We start from the raw sequence: 17,728 nt of genomic DNA, 5'->3' as shown, positions 1-17,728 counted from the left end.
GAAGGTAGTGAGCTGAAATGAGTATAAATGTAAAAAATAAAACAGCAGTCGAAAAACGTGATTTTCTAACTCTTCTTGATTATAGCAAAGAGGAAATTTTAGCTTTAATTGAAGAAGCATTTAAATTAGAAGAAAATCCAATTCAACCTGTTCTACAAGGAAAAACACTGGCGATGATCTTTGAAAAATCATCTACAAGAACACGGGTATCTTTTGAAACGGGAATGCTTCAATTAGGGGGTCATGCATTATTTTTAAGTAGCCAGGACCTTCAATTAGGAAGAGGTGAACCTGTTTCTGACACTGCGAAAGTGTTGTCCGGCTATGTTGATGCGATTATGATCCGTACATTTGGTCATGATAAAATAGAAGAATTGGCCAAGCATGCTAGTATCCCTGTAATCAATGGATTAACAGATCTTTTCCACCCATGTCAGGCACTTGCAGACTTAAAGACAATTTACCGTATAAAAGAAACATTTGAAGGTGTAAAGACTGCATACTTAGGAGACGGAAATAATGTAGCTCATTCCTTAATGATTGCTGCAGCCAAAGTCGGAATGGATTTTTCATTAGGATGTCCAAAGGGATATGAACCTGATGCAGACATTGTGGCGAAAGCTCAAAAGCTTGCTGAAGAAACAGGTGCTACGATTACCATCACATATGATCCGATTGAAGCTGTTAAAGATGCTGATATTATCTATACAGATGTATGGGCAAGCATGGGGCAAGAAAGTGAACAACAAGAACGCTTGGTTGCATTCAAGGACTTCCAAGTAAATGACCAGCTTGTTCAGCATGCAAAAGCAGACTATCATTTCCTACACTGCTTACCAGCGCACCGTGAGGAAGAAGTTACAGCCTCCATTATAGACGGCGAACACTCAGCAGTCTTTGAACAAGCAGAAAACAGACTTCATGTCCAAAAAGCACTACTAAAAAAATTACTTTCATAAAGAGACGCGGGGACAGGTTCCTCGTCCCGATGGGACGAGGAACCTGTCCCCGTGGTCCGTTACATGAAAATAACTCATATGGAGATACTAGTAGTAATGCAATGAGAGGAGGTTAACAATGGGACAACAACATCGTTTTCGTGTAGGACAAAAAGCCCCTAATAATGGTATTTATGTAGAAATAGGTGAAACTGGAGACAATGTGAAAAATCCTGGACAAATTAAATTGAAGGCCGGAGACCGTTTCCCGGAAACAGCTAACCATAACCGTCAATGGACATATAAACGTAAGCCTTAATAGATGAAGAAACAAAAAAACCTACTTTTATAAGTAGGTTTTTTTGTTTTTTAGTCGAATCATTTTTAATACTTAGGTTTTTTAATGATGATCATGCTTAGCTACAGGCTCGTTAGGAATAACCTCAGCGATAATGAAAATGACAACGATTGCAATCACGGATAAAACTGTCGCAGTCATAAAATCGTAATGACCACCTGTCATATTATTCACTACATATGACGCCATGTGAATTAATAAAAAGCCCCAAAAAAATGTCCAAAAGAAACGCAAACCATTCACCTCTATTTCCAGACGAGTTCTTATTATATATTATCACAAAATATTTCAAGTTTAAAAGAACCTTTTTAAATTGTTCATAAACTCTCCATAACCTGCATGAAATAATAAAACTAAAGGAAATTCTCAAGGGTGAAATTCAATCGAAATGTTGGAAAAATCTGTTAGCGGTACTTTCACTTTGATGTGTCCATATTTGCAACAAACGTGATACAATCCCATTCTTTTTAAAAAGTTAGACATACATTATAGAGAAATAAAATGACATTGAAGAGAAAGGTGGTGGGCAAGTGATGACGATAACGGAACGCTTTTTTCAGATTGAGACAGAATGGAATGTAATACATTTACCATTTAAACCAAATGGGTTTGGGATATTAATCATTGGTAATCGTTCAGATTTTGTTGATGAAACCTCCAGTTTTTGGCACCAACATTATGGGAGAAATCAATTAATCTCTGATTTAATGAAGCAGGGCTATACACTCTTTCATTCGAATCTTTATGGAAACCACTGGGGCAGCCCTCGTTCAGTCACAATGGCGAAACAGTTATACCATTTAGTCATGAAAAAAGAGATATTAAATCAACGAATCCATTTATTGATCGATGGAATGGGTGGGTTAACAGGGTTACAATTAATGCAGGAAATACCTGAAAAGATTCGTTCTGTCGCCATGATGAATCCTTGCCTTGACCTCCAAGCCCATCTTGAAAATGAAAAAGAGCATAAATTTTTTTATAAACGATTAATTAAGGAAATTTCGGCAGCATATGGTGTTGACCCCAAAATCGTATCATCTCTAAATCTTCCAACACTAAACACAACTTCTAATATACCTGTGAGAATTTGGCAAAAAACGAATAGTACGATCTATTCACCACAAGATCACAGTAAAAAATATGAGGAAATGCGAAAAAAAGCTGAACATCCTATTCAATTAATTTATCATCTTGGTGACAATTTATATCGTATCAATCAATCAATCATAAGGTTCTTTAAAGAAAATGAAAAAGTGTTATAAGGTTAGAAAAAAGCTTAGGTTTTCAAAAATCTAAGCTTTTTTATTTAATATATGGGTGATCTCATGTAAAGAGGTAACGATGCTTGGCATTCTGTCAAAGGGAATACTAAATGAAGGATCTTTTGCATATTGTAAAATATCGTCCTTAAGGAGGTAATTCAAGATATGCAAGTGATGGTGTTTGGGGCACAGTCACACATTGGGTTTGCGATTTGTGAAAAGTTGCTTGAGGAGGGAATTGAAGTATGTGGAATTTTTTTAGACTCTTCCTCAAAAATGGAAAAGCTTCTACTAGAAGAAAGAATGTTGTTGATTGGAAGAAATGCTTTATTTCATGAATTAGCATTAGATCATGAATGGAGAAACATAGAAGCTACCCATGTCATTTATTGTAAAGGAAAAAAAGTCATCATCAAGACCAGTTATGTATTGAGAAATCTGTTGCGACAGCAGTTGAAACAAGGAGCCATTACTTTTATGTAGCTCCTGATGCCAGACAGATTGAAGAAGACAATCAGTATGTTACGTCAACACTGGAATCTTATACGCTTTTTAAGTTACCGAGGCTTTATGGACCATTTCAACCACCGGAAGAAAAAATTCATCAACACTTAAAATCTTGTGTAGCCGGTCAGAAAAATACACTTATTATTAAAGAACCTACTATATATATTACAGATGCTGCTGAAACAATTGTTGAGATCATAGAAAAAGGTGAATATCAAAAAGTGTATTCGTTTTTATGTGAACAGAAGGATGAAACAATTGAATCAGTTTCAGTTGAGGTAAAAATAAATACAAAAGAAACTGAATCAGGTGGACACCGTATCATGAACAAAACATCCATGGAAAAGGGATTATTGGAACAGGTTTCCTGTATTAAAATGTATAGAGAGATCTACGGTATTGATAGTTAGTGCTTGAACAAATAAATCATGAAAGGATAAAATAAAAGCGAAGGAAAAAGTATACAAGGAAGTGGTTGCCCATGTACTTAAAGCTAGGTTCTGTTCTTATTATTCTTCTTTCGCTTTTGGGTTGTGGACAACCTGTAGCTTCGGGGGAACTCGAAAAGGTTGGTTTACTTGTTACAGAAACAATTGATGAAAAGGTTTGGGGAACAAAAGGCTACAAAGGTTTGTTGAAAATTCAATCGGAATTAGATGTTGACGTATATTACAAAGAAGGCATGAATGATGAGGCAGGTATACGTGAAGCAATCGAAGAATTTCATAACAATGGTGTAAATCTCATTTTTGGACATGGAAGTGAATTTACAAATTATTTCAACGAGATAAGTAGTGAATACCCGGACATTCACTTTGTTGTTTTTAACGGAGAAGCCAATGGTGAAAATGTAACAAGTTTGAATTTCGATTCAAATGCAATGGGTTTTTTTGGTGGGATGGTAGCAGGAGAAATGACAAAGACGAACAAAGTTGCAGTTTTAGCAGCTTTTGAATGGCAGCCTGAAGTTGATGGCTTTTTCGAAGGTGCTTACTATCAAAATGAAAACGTGGAAGTAGACATCCAATATGTACAAGATTGGAACAATACGGATATTGCGTTAACTCTACTTGATCAAATGGTCAAAGATGGGGTAGACATTGTCTATGTAGCTGGCGACGGATATAATATAGCTGTGATTGAAAAGTTAAAAGAAGAGGGGCTATATGCAATCGGCTTTGTTTCAGATCAATCTGACCTGGGAAAAGGTACAGTGTTAACAAGTACAGTTCAACATGTTGATAAATTGTACGAAGTTGTCGCAAAGGAATTTGATAATGGAAAACTGGAAAATGGGGAACTCTATTATGATTTTAAAGACGGAGTGATTTCATTAGGTACCTTTAGTCCTCTGGTCAACGAAGAATTCAAATCAACTGTTATGGAATCAATCAAAGAGTATAAGGAAACAGGACTCTTACCTAATCAACTATAATAATCAATAAAAGGAGTGAAGAAAATGGAACAACATCCAAAAACAATGGAATTTATGCAAATTGCTATGAAGTACTTACCTGAAGCAAAGCAAAAGCTTGAAGGCTCAGGAATTGAATTATCAATGGAAACCATCCAACCAATGCTTGAACTATTTACAAAAGTTATGGGAGAAGCGTATGAGCTAGGGAAAAAGGATGCTGAGTAAACACAAAAGCGCAAGCGCCTTGAACAGCCTAGGGAAAAAAAGACGATTTAGAATAGAAGGCGATCTTTGCCTTCAATTTAAATTGCTAGACCCTAGAGGCTAGGCCTGGCAATCTAAGAACGCGACGTCAATAACAAAAGACTGTACTTAAACGTCCTGTGCTTCGGAGCTGGATGTCGCGCACTTATCCACAGTTAAGCAAAAACAAAGGCTGCCAATCAGGTAGCCTTTATTTCATTTTCTTTTTTATATAATCAACAATTGGTCCAAATTCTTTTAAAACCGGTTTAAGATTTTCTAATGAACCCATAATATCATCAATCTGCTCCATTAAGGTAAAGTAGTTCACCTCATTATTTTGTTCTTCTACTTGTTTTTCTTGAGAATTGTGTTGTTCTCTGTATTTATTGGGAACCCTATTTCCGAACATAAGTTGTGTAAATCGGTCGGATGGAGGAGTGGCTTCGGTTTCCTTTTCTATAGTTTCTGACAGTGAATCTGAGTCAATCCGTTCTTCATCTTTTTCGTCATAAGACATGTCTTACACCTCCTTTGCGTTTGGCTGCGATACATATCTATTCCTAGTTTATGAAGGGGAATGTAGCAAGGTCTAGACATGTGTACTAAAACATTAATATTGAAAAAAAAGTGAATAAGATAAAATTAGTACCAAGTCATAATAATTGATATAAAAATGCAATTTCCAATAATAAAGATAAATGAAAAGACAATGTAGTGAAGAATTAATGGATAAAAGGGGCTGTACAAATGAATGCAGGGATAATTGGTATCGGTCGATACACACCTGAAAAAGTTGTTACAAACGCAGATTTAGAAAAAGTTATGGATACATCTGATGAGTGGATTAGAACAAGAACCGGCATAGAAGAACGCCGCATTGCAGATGATTCAATAGATACATCACATATGGCAACTTTTGCTTCGGAAAAAGCATTAAAGGATGCGGGGATTTCAGCAGAGGATTTAGATCTGATTTTAGTTGCAACTGTAACTCCTGATCAGCCGTTTCCTACTGTTGCATGTATGCTACAAGAGAAATTAGGAGCAAAAAAGGCAGCTGCAATGGATATTAGTGCCGCTTGTGCAGGTTTTATGTATGGAATGGTTACAGCTAAACAATTCGTTGAGTCAGGTACTTATAAAAATGTATTAGTAGTTGGAGTTGAAAAACTATCAAAAATTACCGACTGGGATGACCGTAATACGGCAGTTCTTTTTGGAGACGGTGCCGGTGCAGCAGTCATTGGCCCAGTAAGTGAAGGAAAAGGAATTCTATCCTTTGAATTAGGTGCGGACGGCACAGGCGGGAAGCATCTGTATCAAGATGAATACATCATTATGAATGGTCGTGAAGTATTTAAATTCGCTGTTAGACAAATGGGTGAATCCAGTGTGAACGTGCTGGAAAAAGCAGGTTTAACAAAAGAAGATGTAGACTTTTTAATCCCGCATCAGGCAAACATCCGAATCATGGAAGCGGCAAGAGAGCGTTTAGAGCTTCCAGTTGAAAAAATGTCTAAAACCGTGCATAAATATGGAAATACTTCAGCAGCATCCATTCCGATTTCTTTAGTAGAAGAAGTAGAAGCAGGAAAAATTAAAGATGGAGACTTAATTGTAATGGTCGGTTTCGGAGGAGGACTTACATGGGGAGCAATTGCTCTTCGTTGGGGTCGATGAGAAAAAAGAATGAGGTGAATCATCATGGAAAAAAAGCGAGTAGTAGTAACAGGATTGGGTGCAGTAACTCCGATTGGCAATGATGTAGAAACAGCTTGGCAAAATGCAATTAACGGGGTTTCAGGTGTTGGACCAATCACTAGAATAGATTCAGAGCCATACGCAGCAAAAGTAGCAGCAGAGCTTAAAGACTTTGATGTAGAACAATTTATGGATAAAAAAGACGCAAGAAAAATGGACCGCTTTACTCAATATGCAGTAGCAGCATCCTTCATGGCTGTAAAAGACGCAAATCTTGAAATCACAGATGATATCGCTCCGCGTGTTGGAGTTTGGATCGGTTCTGGTATCGGCGGAATGGAAACTTTCGAACAGCAACATAAAACACTTTTAGAAAAAGGTCCCAGACGAGTAAGTCCATTCTTCGTACCAATGCTTATCCCGGATATGGCAACCGGTCAAGTTTCAATTGCTTTAGGAGCAAAAGGTTTTAACTCTTGTACAGTAACAGCTTGTGCAACAGGAACAAACTCAATTGGAGATGCTTTTCGAGTTATTGAACGAGGAGAAGCAGATGTGATGATTTCGGGTGGAGCAGAAGCACCTCTTACTGAAATGTCATTTGCAGGATTTACTGCTAATAAAGCATTGTCAACAAACCCGGATCCTAAAACAGCAAGCCGACCATTTGACCAAGATCGCGATGGTTTTGTTATGGGTGAGGGAGCAGGAATTGTTGTTCTTGAGGAATTAGAGCATGCTTTAGCTCGAGGAGCAAAAATATATGCTGAAATTGTAGGATACGGAGCAACAGGTGATGCCTACCATATAACAGCACCTGCACCAGGTGGTGAGGGTGGATCAAGAGCGATGCGTATGGCAGTTGAAGGTAGCGGCCTATCAGTTGATGATATTGATTATATTAATGCTCATGGTACAAGTACCCCTTACAATGATAAGTTTGAAACACTAGCAATAAAAGAGGTATTTGGAGAACATGCTAAAAAATTAGCAATAAGTTCAACTAAATCAATGACAGGTCATCTTCTAGGTGCAGCAGGTGGAGTCGAGGCTATTTTTAGTGTTTTGGCGATTAAAGAAGGTATCATTCCGCCGACGATTAATTTACAAACTCCAGATCCTGAATGTGATCTAGATTATGTTCCGAATAAAGCTCGTAAACAGGAAGTAAGAGCTGCTCTAAGTAACTCTTTAGGATTTGGCGGACATAACGCAACGATTATTTTTAAGAAATATAATGCTTAATTTTTATAACCCGACAGTTATGTCGGGTTTATTTTTTGTGAAAACAGTTTAATTAATAATGTAGTGGCAAATTAACAAATAGGTAACTTCCATCAAGAACAGTTCTTCCTTCAATTCATAGAATACATATGAAGGAGAGATGTTCATCATGAGTTTCATTAATACGATTGATTGGCTAAAGAATACACCACAGCAACTGAAAATTTGCGAAAAATTAGTTCCATATTTTAACAATATGAATAAAAGAGAAATTGCTTCCTATCTACATTCATTTGGGATGTATAAGCACCCTGCAAACATTGAGCAATGGATTGAACAAATGACAGATAAGCAAATGGGCTTTTATATTAAAAAGTTAGAAAACAGATATAAGCTTGAGTGGAACGGACCGGATGTACCGATCTTTATGTTACCAATAGATCAAGCCAATCGGAAAATAGAGAGAGAATACCGGGGGAGATCTGGGTTAGCTTTTCATAACAAATTATTCTTATTTCTTTCAAAAGACGTACATAAAGACGATATTGAGTCTTTATTTTTACACGAGTATCACCATGTTTGCCGGCTGGCTTCTGTCACAAAAGCTGAAGATACGTTTACGATAATAGATACAGTTATAATGGAAGGTTTAGCAGAAAATGCGGTTAGGGAACTGGCTGGCGAACAGGCTGTGTCGAATTGGACGAAATTATATGATTCAGACCAATGTGAAAGATTTTATGAGCGAATGATTCTACCGCATAAAGAGATGACAAGGGAAAGTCCGAAATTTTCCCAGCTCATGTACGGAACTGGTTTTTATCCAAATATGCTGGGGTATTCTGTAGGATATCATATTGTAAAAACATTGATGGATAAAACAGGACTGAAGACAAAGCAGATGTTAGGTATGCCGTCTGAAAAAATACTGGAAAAGTATTCGGATGTAAAGAAATCATCATAAAAAGAAGCCTAATTTCATACAATGTGTTAGGACATGTTCAAACATCTGAAAAAACTATGCATAATCTTCATTGATTGGAATAAATTCTCTGAAATTTGCCTATACTGTTTGACAAATGGTACTGAAGTGAGGGGTTTTTATATGTTATTTCTTCATGATGTTTGGGTAAATTGGTTTGAAGGTGAAGAGAATGGATACAATGTCTGTCATTTTCATGAATGGAGAAAAGATGACAGTGTTGAACTCCTTGATCAGGTTCCTCTATTAAAGGTAAATTCCATGCTATTCGACTACATAGAAAACAACTTATCGGAGTTACCACCTGGTCTATTAAAAGATATTTTTCAAAAGGCTTATATTCGTAAAAATCATGAGCGAATCCAACTTGATTATTGTTTTGTTGTGACAGATGGAATAGGAATTTTAGCAGTTGATACAATTGGCTATACCATTCCAATTCGAAAAAGCAGAATTATCCCAAGACAAGAACAATTGGTATTTGAAATGGTGAAGGATATTGAGCCTGAATCATATTCAACAGAAATTATAAAAGAAGAATCAAACAAGGAATATCATATTTTGTCTTTAGCACCACAATATATGAGAGGCTTGACAAGAAAAGAACGCCAATTAAAGCAATTGTTATTTATGGCGCTTGATCAGCTGCTGGCAACGAAAAATGCTGCTGAAGTTAAGTACTGGTATACTGAATGGAACCCTACAAAATATGAGGATATTCAGCAAAGAGAATTTGATGAAGTATGGAATCAGCTCTATGAAGAAACATTAAACGGTTGGTCTCCAAAGCATATTCAGCTATGTGAACGACTAATAAAAGGACAACCCTTTTTTGAAAAGCTTTGGGATATGGAGCATGAATCAAAGGTTAATTGATTTGGACAAGCTAAATAGTAAAAAACGATGTGATTGGCTCACATCGTTTTTTAGGTTTTGCAGGACTTGCAAAAAAAACATGAAATTTGCAAGAATAAATAGGATACTGCAAAAATAAGCGTGAATTTGCAATAAAGCGGCCAATTTTGCAAAATTATATATAAACTTGCAAAATTATATATAAACTTGCAAAATTGAGTTTGAAAGTAACTTTTACTTACGTTTACGACCTAGTCCCATGGCATTTTCCATTTTCTTTAATGTGCGGCTTGCAACTGCATTCGCCTTTTCTGCACCTTTATCAAGGATTTGATCCAATTCATCTGACTCCATCAGCTGGTAATACTTATCTTGAATTGGTTTTAATGCATTTACAACAACCTCAGCTACATCTGTTTTGAAATCCCCGTATCCTTTTCCTTCATATTTTGCTTCAATTTGTTCAATCGGTTCATTTGTTAAAATAGAATAAATCGATAAAAGGTTTGAAATACCAGGTTTGTTTTCTTTGTCGTACTTTACAATTCCTTCCGAATCTGTGACAGCACTTTTAATTTTTTTCTCAATTTGTTTAGGATCATCTAAAAGTGTGATAAATGCTTTTTGATTCGCGTCTGATTTACTCATTTTTTTTGTTGGGTCCACAAGTGACATAATGCGAGCGCCAACTTTTGGAATACGCACCTCAGGGATAGTAAGAACATCGTTATATTTTTTATTAAACCGTTCTGCCAGATCTCTGGTTAACTCTAGATGTTGTTTTTGATCTTCGCCTACTGGTACAAGGTCAGTGTTATAAAGAAGGATATCTGCTGCCATTAGTGGTGGATATGTGAGTAATCCGGCAGAAACAGCTTCTTTTCCATGTGATTTATCTTTGAATTGAGTCATTCTTTCTAATTCTCCGATATAAGAAACACATTGCAACATCCATCCTGCTTGTGCATGGGCTGGAACCTCGGATTGAATAAATAATGTGACTTTGTCAGGGTCTAAACCAACAGCAAGATAGAGTGCTGCAAGACTTCTAATGTTTTTCCTTAACGCTAATCGGTCCTGAGGAACGGTAATTGCATGTTGATCAACGATACAGAAATAACAATTGTACTCATCTTGTAAATCAACAAATTGTTTTAATGCACCAATATAATTTCCTAATGTAACGGAACCACTTGGTTGTATTCCTGAAAAAATTGTTTTCATAATACCCTCCTGAATATAAGTGAAATGTATAAAATAAACACAAAAAAGGCCCACTCGCCCCAAAGATAGGGACGATGGACCGCGGTGCCACCCTAATTATTTCTTAAAAGAAATCACTCTAATCTTTAACGCAAGATTACGTCTGCACGTACTAAATTTCTGCACAGAAGCTCAGAAGTCCATTCCATATCGGTCATTACCTGTTTGCACCAACCACAGGCTCTCTAAAAATGCACCATATATGTACTACTCTTCATCATAGCCGACTATTAATACTTCAACCATCATTGGTGGTAAGTTATGTTTTTCTAATTATATGAAATCATGTATGCATTTGCAAATTTTATATGTTTTAAATGCAATAATAAAGAACTGTCCCGATTACTACAATGCCCGTCATAACTAATCCGCTAGTTAAAAAAGGTGAATGATCAAATGTTAACAGCTCAGAAACTGGTGTCATTTCATTCACTTCTTGTTTTGAAAGCTCCTTCCCCTTAGAAACAAACATTCTTCTAAAGCCATATGTGATGCCGTCAAAGAAACCCCCTTTTACTGTGATTGTAAAGAAAGAAATAAATAAGAGTCCCAAAGCGAAAAAGAAAGAAATATTTACAAATGATAAAATAGTTAATTTTTGGTAAATAATAAAAGACAGTAAGATTGTTAAACATAATGACACAATAATGAGTGTAACAGATCGATTAGTGCGCAATTTCTTTCACTCTTTTCTTGTTTAAATACTATTGCATCTATTATATCAGATGAATGGAGGAGGGAAAAAACAAGTGAAGTTATTGTAGAAATATTTATTAGATGCAAATGTATAAATTATATAAATGCATTCGTCAAATTTCTACATTTTCTACAAAAAAAGTTTGTAAGATTTTGTAACCCTTTCCAATTCAACGCGTTAAAGCGTTGTGAAGAAATTGAGTGAAAAATAAAAAAAGTTCAAATAGAAATAGATAGGTCTTTTTACCTATTTTTTATTCGAATTTCATTAATATTATTGCATTTGTGTAAATTTTATTAAAAAAATAAATGCACAATTTACTGAATACTTGTATAATAATCCGTGTAAAGAAACTTGTTCAAAATAAAGGGAGGTCAAATTTGTGAAAAAGTCGAAATATTTTCTACTTTTAGCATTATCGCTTGTACTAAGTATGTTCTTAGCTGCATGTAATGGTGGCGGAGATACTAGTAAAGAGAAAGATACAGGCGGAGATGAAGGTACAGCAGAGCAAAAAATTACTGCTCTAGAGTCACAGGCAATTCCATCAATGGATAGTGTAATGGCTCAAGATACAGTTAGTTTCACTACAATGAATAACGTAATGGAAGGTTTATACCGTCTAGATCCAAACCAGGAAGTTGTTGAAGGTATGGCAGAAGGTGAACCGGAAGTTAGTGAAGATGGTACAGTTTATACATTTAAATTAAGAGATGCAAAATGGTCAAATGGCGACCCTGTTACAGCGAATGATTTCGTGTATGCATGGCAACGTGCAATTGATCCTGCAAACGCATCACCTTATGGTCCATATATGATGGATGGTAAAATCAAAGGTGCAGCTGAAATTTCTGCAGCTGGTGCAGAGAAAAAAGAATACGATCTTAACACTCTAGGTGTTAAAGCACTCGATGAAAAAACACTTGAAGTAACATTAGAAAGACCAATTCCATATTTCCAATCTTTAATGGCGTTCCCAACGTTCTATCCACAAAATCAAAAATTTGTTGAAGAACAAGGTGACAATTACGCGAAAACTGCGGAAAACCTTGTTTATAACGGACCATTCGTTTTATCTGACTGGGGTGGAAGCACAGCATCTGAATGGACTTACACAAAAAATGAAGATTATTGGGATGCAGAAACAGTTAAGTTAGAAACAGTTCAATGGAATGTATTAAAAGATTCTCAAGCATCTGCAAACGCTTTTGAAACTGGTGAAGCAGATGTTACTGGTAAACTTTCTTCTGACATCGTTCCTCAATATGAAGGCGATGAAAGAATGGTAAAATGGTTAGAACCAACAATCTTCTGGTTGAAATTTAACCAAAAAGAAAATGAAGCTCTAAAAAATCCAGATATTCGTAAAGCACTTGCACAAGCAATTAACAAAGAAGACTTCGTTAACAGTGTATTAAACAATGGTTCAATCATTGCAAACTATGCTGTTCCAAGTGAGTTTGTTAAAAATGAAGAAACTGGTAAAGACTTCCGTGAAATTAACGGGAATGAATTATTACCATATGATGTAGATGCAGCAAAAGCATCATGGGAAAAAGGTTTAGCTGCTCTTGGTACTGATAAAGTAGAAGTTAGATACTTAGGTGATGATACTGAAAGTGCAAAGAAAGTTGCTGAATATGTTAAGAATCAATTAGAAACAAATCTTCCTGGCCTTACACTTAAAGTGGAAAGTGTTCCATTCAGCGTTCGTTTAGATCGTGAAAATTCTCAGGATTATGATATTCAAATGGCTGGTTGGGGTCCTGACTACTTAGACCCAATGACTTTCTCTGACCTATGGTTAACAGGCGGAGGAAATAACAAAATGGATTACTCTAATGAAAAATATGATCAGTTAATTAAAGATGCTCAAACGACTTTAGCTCAAAAACCAGTAGAGCGTTATGAGGCACTTGCTGAGGCTGAAAGAATCTTACTTGAAGAAGATGCTGCAATTGCTCCTATGTATCAACGTTCTTCTAATGTGTTAGTAAATGAGAATGTTGAAGGATTTACTTACCACTTAGTTGGACCAGAATATAGTTACAAATGGGCATCAGTAAAATAAGTATTGATTTTATTAGTACTTTTTGATTATAGTGATAATTGATGTAAGGAGAGAGTATATTGAATGCCGATATACTCTCTTTTCCCTTGTTGGGAAATTGTCGAACTTTGTAGAATATTTAATTTATTTAGGAGGTGCACTCATATGGCGAAATACTTAACTCAACGTGTTATTTATATGGTCATTACACTTTTTTTAATTGCCACGTTTACTTTTTTCCTCATGAAAATTATTCCAGGTACACCTTTTACAAATGCTAGTAAATTGTCAGAGACACAACTAACGATTATGAAAGATAAATATGGTTTAGATGAACCCGTACCGGTTCAATATATGAACTATATGGTGAATATGCTTAAAGGTGATTTAGGTGTTTCCTTTCAATTCAATAATGTAGGTGTCACTGAAATACTTATGGATAGCATTGGGCCATCAGCAACACTCGGATTTCAGGCCATTCTTTTTGGAACATTTTTTGGTATTATCTTAGGAGTTATTTCAGCATTACGACAAAATACTTGGGTTGATTATAGTGCAACATTTTTAGCGGTACTTGGTAAATCAATCCCTTCATTTGTTTTTGCGGGACTATTGCAATATTATATTGCCGTAAAATTAGGCTGGTTTCCGGTTGCATTTTGGAAAGGCCCGGAATACACCGTATTGCCTACAATTGCATTAGCTATGTTCCCGATTGCAACAGCAGCAAGGTTTGTTAGAACCGAAATGGTCGAGGTTTTAGAATCAGATTACATTACACTTGCTAAAGCTAAGGGTGCAAGCTGGTTTGAAATTGCATTTAAACATGCCCTAAGAAATGCGTTAATTCCAGTAGTAACTGTTTTAGGACCGTTGGTTGTTAGTTTAATGACCGGTTCTCTTGTTATTGAAAAAATATTTGGTATTCCGGGACTAGGTGAGCAATTCGTGAAGTCAATTACAGTCAACGACTACCCGGTAATTATGGGTACAACAATCCTATTTGCGGTTCTGTTTGTTGTCGTTATCTTAATTGTAGATCTACTGTATGGAATCATTGATCCGCGGATTCGTTTAGCGGGAGGTAAAAAATAATGGCACATGAGAAAATTTCAAAAGATTTGTTTAAACCCGCTCATATCGATTCAGCGAAAAGTGAAGAAATTTCCAAGCCAAGTCTTAATTATTGGCAGGATGCATGGTTGCGAGTTAGAAAAAACAAAGGAGCAATTGTCAGCTTAATTGTTCTAGCACTATTAACAATCATGGCTATTGTCGGACCACATATAAATGGTCATGGTTATGATGATCAAAATCTTAAACATTCGAACTTACCTCCAAGAATTCAGGGGCTTGAAAATATTAGCTGGTTACCATTTGATGGGGACTTAACTAGAAAAAATGGCGATGTTTATAATGCCTATGAACAAAAAAAGGTGGATGAATATTACTGGTTAGGGACAGACAGTCTTGGTCGTGATTTATTTACGCGTGTATGGAAGGGTACACAAGTATCATTATATATTGCAGTATTAGCTGCTGTTATTGATATGGTTATTGGTGTTTTATACGGTGCCATTTCCGGATTTGTCGGCGGCCGCACTGATAATGTTATGCAGCGGATTACAGAAATATTAGTAGGAATTCCAAACCTTGTTGTTGTTATCCTCATGATTATTGTGTTGGATCCAGGTATTTTATCGATTACAATCGCCTTAACCATTACAGGTTGGGTTGGAATGGCGAGGGTTGTCCGTGCCCAGGTCATGAAATTAAAACAACAGGAATATGTGTTAGCAGCCAGAACATTAGGTTTGTCAAATGGAAAGATTATTTGGAAGCATCTTTTACCAAACTTAGCTGGTGTAATTATCATCAACACAATGTTTACCATTCCAAGTGCCATTTTCTTCGAAGCCTTTTTAAGCTTCATTGGACTGGGATTACAGCCGCCGTTGGCTTCTTTAGGTACACTGATTGATGACGGGTTTAAAGTACTTCAGCTATACCCTTATCAAATGATCATACCGGCCATTATTATCAGTTTAATCATGATCTGCTTTAATATGATTGCAGATGGACTGCGCGATGCTTTAGATCCGAAAATGCGTGACTAGAAAAGGTAGGTGAACCCGAAAATGGATAAAATCTTAGAAGTGAAAGACTTGCACATTTCATTCCATACGTTTGCTGGAGAAGTGCAGGCAATTCGTGGAGTTAATTTTGATTTGTTTAAAGGGGAGACTTTAGCAATCGTAGGTGAATCCGGTTCTGGAAAATCAGTTACGACAAAAGCGATTATGCGTTTGCTTCCCGAAGCAAATTCAGACATTAAACAAGGTGAGATTCTTTTTGAAGGTAAAGATCTAGCAAAAGAATCAAATAAAAATATGCAAAAAATTCGTGGGAAAGATATCTCGATGATTTTCCAAGATCCAATGACTTCGTTGAATCCAACAATGAAAATTGGAAAGCAGATTATGGAACCAATTATTAAACATCAAAAACTAAGTAAATCAGCTGCGAAGGAACGTGCAATTGATATATTAAAGCTTGTGGGTATTCCTAAACCTGAAGATCGTTTTAATCAATATCCACATCAATTTTCCGGTGGAATGAGGCAAAGGGTCGTAATCGCGATTGCTCTTGCGTGTAACCCGAAGGTTCTGATTGCTGATGAACCGACTACTGCGTTAGATGTGACAATTCAAGCTCAAATTCTTGAATTAATGAAGGAATTACAGAAGAAAATTAATACATCCATTATTTTTATCACCCATGATTTAGGTGTTGTGGCAAATGTTGCTGATCGTGTTGCCGTGATGTATGGTGGGAAAATTGTTGAAACTGGAACTGTTGATGAAGTTTTCTATAATCCTCAGCATCCATATACATGGGGATTAATAAGTTCAATGCCAAGCCTTGATACTGAAGAAGAGGAATTATACGCAATTCCAGGTACTCCGCCTGATTTATTACACCCGCCTAAGGGTGATGCATTTGCACCTCGTAATGAATATGCAATGCAAATTGATCTGGAGGAGCAGCCTCCTATGTTTAAAGTGTCTGATACACATTATGCTGCAACATGGTTACTCCATCCGGATGCGCCGAAGGTTGAACCGCCACTCGCAGTAAAACGACGTCAGCGTCAATTCCCTAATGGAAAAGGGGGGAACTAAAATGGAAACAACAGAAAAGTTATTAGAAATTAAAAATTTAAAACAATACTTTAACATTGGTAAGCCTAATGAAGTAAAAGCAGTAGATAATGTTTCGTTTGATATTTTTAAAGGGGAAACATTAGGATTAGTTGGAGAGTCCGGGTGTGGTAAATCTACAACCGGCCGAACAATTATCAGATTATATGATGCTACTGACGGTGAGGTTCTATTCAATGGAGTAAATGTACATGGGAAAAAGTCCCGTTCACAGTTAAAAGAATTTAACCGAAAAATGCAAATGATCTTTCAGGATCCCCAAGCGTCTTTAAACCCAAGAATGAAGGTTTCAGATATTATTGCTGAAGGTATTGACATTCACGGTCTTGCAAAAACGAAAAAAGAACGAATGGACAGAGTCATTGAATTACTTGAAACAGTTGGTTTAAATAAAGAGCACGCAAACCGTTACCCTCATGAATTTAGTGGCGGGCAGCGTCAACGTATCGGAATCGCTCGTGCACTTGCTGTAGAGCCTGAATTCATTATTGCAGATGAACCAATTTCTGCACTTGATGTATCGATTCAAGCTCAGGTTGTTAATTTAATGAAAAAGCTTCAAAAAGAAAAAGGCTTAACATATTTATTTATTGCCCATGATTTATCAATGGTGAAATATATAAGTGATCGTATAGGTGTTATGTACTTTGGAAAGCTTGTGGAACTGGCTAGTGCAGAAGAACTCTACAACAATCCAATTCACCCTTACACACAATCTTTACTATCAGCAATTCCACTTCCTGATCCGGATTATGAGCGCACTCGAGTTAGAAAAACGTATTCTCCTAGTCAACATAATTATCAACCAGGTGATGAAGTTGAATTCAGAGAAGTAAAACCAGGACACTTTGTCATGTGTTCACAAGCGGAATTTGAAAAATATAAAAAAGAACATGCTTAATGAATTTGTGAAAGAGATTACCCACGGGTAGTCTCTTTTTTACGTGGACATATGAAGAAATTATGTTATAATCAGGTAAGAACATCTGTTCTTGTTTGACTTT

Annotated in this window: 20 protein-coding genes and 1 other annotated feature; of the genes, 16 read left to right on the top strand and 4 right to left on the bottom strand. The window is 36.3% G+C overall.

Going from position 1 to position 17,728, the window contains the following annotated elements:
* Positions 1-17 precede the first annotated feature (17 nt).
* Together argF and AC0L8O_RS18175 are read left to right on the top strand one after the other, a co-directional pair.
* A complete protein-coding gene (argF, locus tag AC0L8O_RS18180) occupies positions 18-959 on the top strand; it encodes an ornithine carbamoyltransferase (RefSeq protein WP_078435212.1) in 942 nt (313 codons plus the stop codon).
* Between the two features lie 118 nt (positions 960-1,077).
* A complete protein-coding gene (locus AC0L8O_RS18175) occupies positions 1,078-1,257 on the top strand; it encodes a YjzC family protein (RefSeq protein WP_026561040.1) in 180 nt (59 codons plus the stop codon).
* Positions 1,258-1,338: 81 nt separating this feature from the next.
* Here AC0L8O_RS18175 and AC0L8O_RS18170 read toward each other — a convergent pair whose 3' ends face one another.
* On the bottom strand, positions 1,339-1,470 hold the full coding sequence (locus AC0L8O_RS18170) for a DUF2929 family protein (RefSeq protein ID WP_473444299.1): 132 nt from the start codon (positions 1,468-1,470) through the stop codon (positions 1,339-1,341).
* Positions 1,471-1,829: 359 nt separating this feature from the next.
* On the opposite strand from AC0L8O_RS18170, the gene AC0L8O_RS18165 reads away from it, so the two are divergent.
* The 5 genes from AC0L8O_RS18165 to AC0L8O_RS18145 all read left to right on the top strand — a co-directional run bounded on the left by AC0L8O_RS18165 (position 1,830) and on the right by AC0L8O_RS18145 (position 4,710).
* Positions 1,830-2,561 carry an alpha/beta hydrolase family protein gene (locus tag AC0L8O_RS18165; protein WP_473449006.1) on the top strand — a complete coding sequence of 244 codons (732 nt, stop codon included), beginning with the start codon at positions 1,830-1,832 and terminating at the stop codon, positions 2,559-2,561.
* A 165-nt stretch (positions 2,562-2,726) separates the two neighbouring features.
* Complete coding sequence (locus AC0L8O_RS18160; protein WP_473444297.1) at positions 2,727-3,044, top strand: hypothetical protein; 318 nt, start codon at positions 2,727-2,729, stop codon at positions 3,042-3,044.
* A 245-nt stretch (positions 3,045-3,289) separates the two neighbouring features.
* On the top strand, positions 3,290-3,478 hold the full coding sequence (locus AC0L8O_RS18155) for a hypothetical protein (protein WP_473444295.1): 189 nt from the start codon (positions 3,290-3,292) through the stop codon (positions 3,476-3,478).
* A gap of 71 nt (positions 3,479-3,549) precedes the next feature.
* Complete coding sequence (locus AC0L8O_RS18150) at positions 3,550-4,503, top strand: BMP family ABC transporter substrate-binding protein (RefSeq protein ID WP_473444293.1); 954 nt, start codon at positions 3,550-3,552, stop codon at positions 4,501-4,503.
* Between the two features lie 24 nt (positions 4,504-4,527).
* The gene (locus AC0L8O_RS18145) at positions 4,528-4,710 is read left to right on the top strand and encodes a ComZ family protein (protein WP_026561045.1); all 183 of its coding nucleotides are present in this window, start codon (positions 4,528-4,530) and stop codon (positions 4,708-4,710) included.
* Between the two features lie 229 nt (positions 4,711-4,939).
* Here the strand turns inward: AC0L8O_RS18145 and AC0L8O_RS18140 are convergent, their stop codons facing one another.
* Entirely contained in the window at positions 4,940-5,248 is a 309-nt protein-coding gene (locus AC0L8O_RS18140; protein WP_051475627.1) for a hypothetical protein, read from the bottom strand.
* Positions 5,249-5,478: 230 nt separating this feature from the next.
* Between AC0L8O_RS18140 and AC0L8O_RS18135 the strand changes: the two genes are divergently transcribed.
* The 4 genes from AC0L8O_RS18135 (at position 5,479) to AC0L8O_RS18120 (ending at position 9,514) form a co-directional block, all read left to right on the top strand.
* On the top strand, positions 5,479-6,411 hold the full coding sequence (locus AC0L8O_RS18135; protein ID WP_026561047.1) for a beta-ketoacyl-ACP synthase III: 933 nt from the start codon (positions 5,479-5,481) through the stop codon (positions 6,409-6,411).
* A 24-nt stretch (positions 6,412-6,435) separates the two neighbouring features.
* The gene (gene fabF / locus AC0L8O_RS18130; protein WP_473444291.1) at positions 6,436-7,677 is read left to right on the top strand and encodes a beta-ketoacyl-ACP synthase II; all 1,242 of its coding nucleotides are present in this window, start codon (positions 6,436-6,438) and stop codon (positions 7,675-7,677) included.
* A 148-nt stretch (positions 7,678-7,825) separates the two neighbouring features.
* Positions 7,826-8,620: a DUF2268 domain-containing putative Zn-dependent protease gene (locus AC0L8O_RS18125; RefSeq protein ID WP_473444289.1), complete on the top strand. Its 795-nt coding sequence runs from the start codon at positions 7,826-7,828 to the stop codon at positions 8,618-8,620.
* A 141-nt stretch (positions 8,621-8,761) separates the two neighbouring features.
* A complete protein-coding gene (locus AC0L8O_RS18120) occupies positions 8,762-9,514 on the top strand; it encodes a YjbA family protein (protein WP_026561050.1) in 753 nt (250 codons plus the stop codon).
* A gap of 213 nt (positions 9,515-9,727) precedes the next feature.
* On the opposite strand, the gene trpS is transcribed toward AC0L8O_RS18120, so the two are convergent.
* Positions 9,728-10,720: a tryptophan--tRNA ligase gene (trpS, locus tag AC0L8O_RS18115; RefSeq protein WP_473449004.1), complete on the bottom strand. Its 993-nt coding sequence runs from the start codon at positions 10,718-10,720 to the stop codon at positions 9,728-9,730.
* Between the two features lie 61 nt (positions 10,721-10,781).
* Positions 10,782-10,986, bottom strand: a binding site (T-box leader).
* A gap of 83 nt (positions 10,987-11,069) precedes the next feature.
* Positions 11,070-11,432 carry a DUF3899 domain-containing protein gene (locus AC0L8O_RS18110; RefSeq protein ID WP_473444287.1) on the bottom strand — a complete coding sequence of 121 codons (363 nt, stop codon included), beginning with the start codon at positions 11,430-11,432 and terminating at the stop codon, positions 11,070-11,072.
* Positions 11,433-11,835: 403 nt separating this feature from the next.
* On the opposite strand from AC0L8O_RS18110, the gene AC0L8O_RS18105 reads away from it, so the two are divergent.
* The 5 genes from AC0L8O_RS18105 (at position 11,836) to AC0L8O_RS18085 (ending at position 17,625) form a co-directional block, all read left to right on the top strand.
* Positions 11,836-13,524, top strand: coding sequence for a peptide ABC transporter substrate-binding protein (locus AC0L8O_RS18105; RefSeq protein WP_473444285.1), 1,689 nt, complete (start codon positions 11,836-11,838; stop codon positions 13,522-13,524).
* 144 nt (positions 13,525-13,668) lie between these two features.
* A complete protein-coding gene (gene opp3b, locus AC0L8O_RS18100; protein ID WP_473444283.1) occupies positions 13,669-14,598 on the top strand; it encodes an oligopeptide ABC transporter permease in 930 nt (309 codons plus the stop codon).
* The gene (gene opp3C, locus AC0L8O_RS18095) at positions 14,598-15,620 is read left to right on the top strand and encodes an oligopeptide ABC transporter permease (protein WP_026561054.1); all 1,023 of its coding nucleotides are present in this window, start codon (positions 14,598-14,600) and stop codon (positions 15,618-15,620) included. The genes opp3b and opp3C overlap by 1 nt, the downstream gene beginning before the upstream one ends.
* 21 nt (positions 15,621-15,641) lie before the next feature.
* Positions 15,642-16,685, top strand: coding sequence for an ABC transporter ATP-binding protein (locus AC0L8O_RS18090; protein ID WP_473444281.1), 1,044 nt, complete (start codon positions 15,642-15,644; stop codon positions 16,683-16,685).
* Between the two features lies 1 nt (position 16,686).
* On the top strand, positions 16,687-17,625 hold the full coding sequence (locus AC0L8O_RS18085) for an ABC transporter ATP-binding protein (RefSeq protein WP_026561056.1): 939 nt from the start codon (positions 16,687-16,689) through the stop codon (positions 17,623-17,625).
* The last annotated feature ends 103 nt before the right edge of the window (positions 17,626-17,728 follow it).

It is taken from the genome of Metabacillus sp. KJ11-3, from assembly GCF_055808295.1.
Note: the sequence above shows the minus strand (reverse complement) of the source record. Positions and strands in the feature narration are given on the sequence as shown.

Coding starts and splice junctions, on each gene's coding strand:
- argF (WP_078435212.1), top strand. CDS start 18: ATGAGTATAAATGTAAAAAATAAAACAGCAGTCGAAAAACGTGATTTT.
- AC0L8O_RS18175 (WP_026561040.1), top strand. CDS start 1,078: ATGGGACAACAACATCGTTTTCGTGTAGGACAAAAAGCCCCTAATAAT.
- AC0L8O_RS18165 (WP_473449006.1), top strand. CDS start 1,830: ATGACGATAACGGAACGCTTTTTTCAGATTGAGACAGAATGGAATGTA.
- AC0L8O_RS18160 (WP_473444297.1), top strand. CDS start 2,727: ATGCAAGTGATGGTGTTTGGGGCACAGTCACACATTGGGTTTGCGATT.
- AC0L8O_RS18150 (WP_473444293.1), top strand. CDS start 3,550: ATGTACTTAAAGCTAGGTTCTGTTCTTATTATTCTTCTTTCGCTTTTG.
- AC0L8O_RS18145 (WP_026561045.1), top strand. CDS start 4,528: ATGGAACAACATCCAAAAACAATGGAATTTATGCAAATTGCTATGAAG.
- AC0L8O_RS18140 (WP_051475627.1), bottom strand. CDS start 5,248: ATGTCTTATGACGAAAAAGATGAAGAACGGATTGACTCAGATTCACTG.
- AC0L8O_RS18135 (WP_026561047.1), top strand. CDS start 5,479: ATGAATGCAGGGATAATTGGTATCGGTCGATACACACCTGAAAAAGTT.
- fabF (WP_473444291.1), top strand. CDS start 6,436: ATGGAAAAAAAGCGAGTAGTAGTAACAGGATTGGGTGCAGTAACTCCG.
- AC0L8O_RS18125 (WP_473444289.1), top strand. CDS start 7,826: ATGAGTTTCATTAATACGATTGATTGGCTAAAGAATACACCACAGCAA.
- AC0L8O_RS18120 (WP_026561050.1), top strand. CDS start 8,762: ATGTTATTTCTTCATGATGTTTGGGTAAATTGGTTTGAAGGTGAAGAG.
- opp3b (WP_473444283.1), top strand. CDS start 13,669: ATGGCGAAATACTTAACTCAACGTGTTATTTATATGGTCATTACACTT.
- opp3C (WP_026561054.1), top strand. CDS start 14,598: ATGGCACATGAGAAAATTTCAAAAGATTTGTTTAAACCCGCTCATATC.
- AC0L8O_RS18090 (WP_473444281.1), top strand. CDS start 15,642: ATGGATAAAATCTTAGAAGTGAAAGACTTGCACATTTCATTCCATACG.
- AC0L8O_RS18085 (WP_026561056.1), top strand. CDS start 16,687: ATGGAAACAACAGAAAAGTTATTAGAAATTAAAAATTTAAAACAATAC.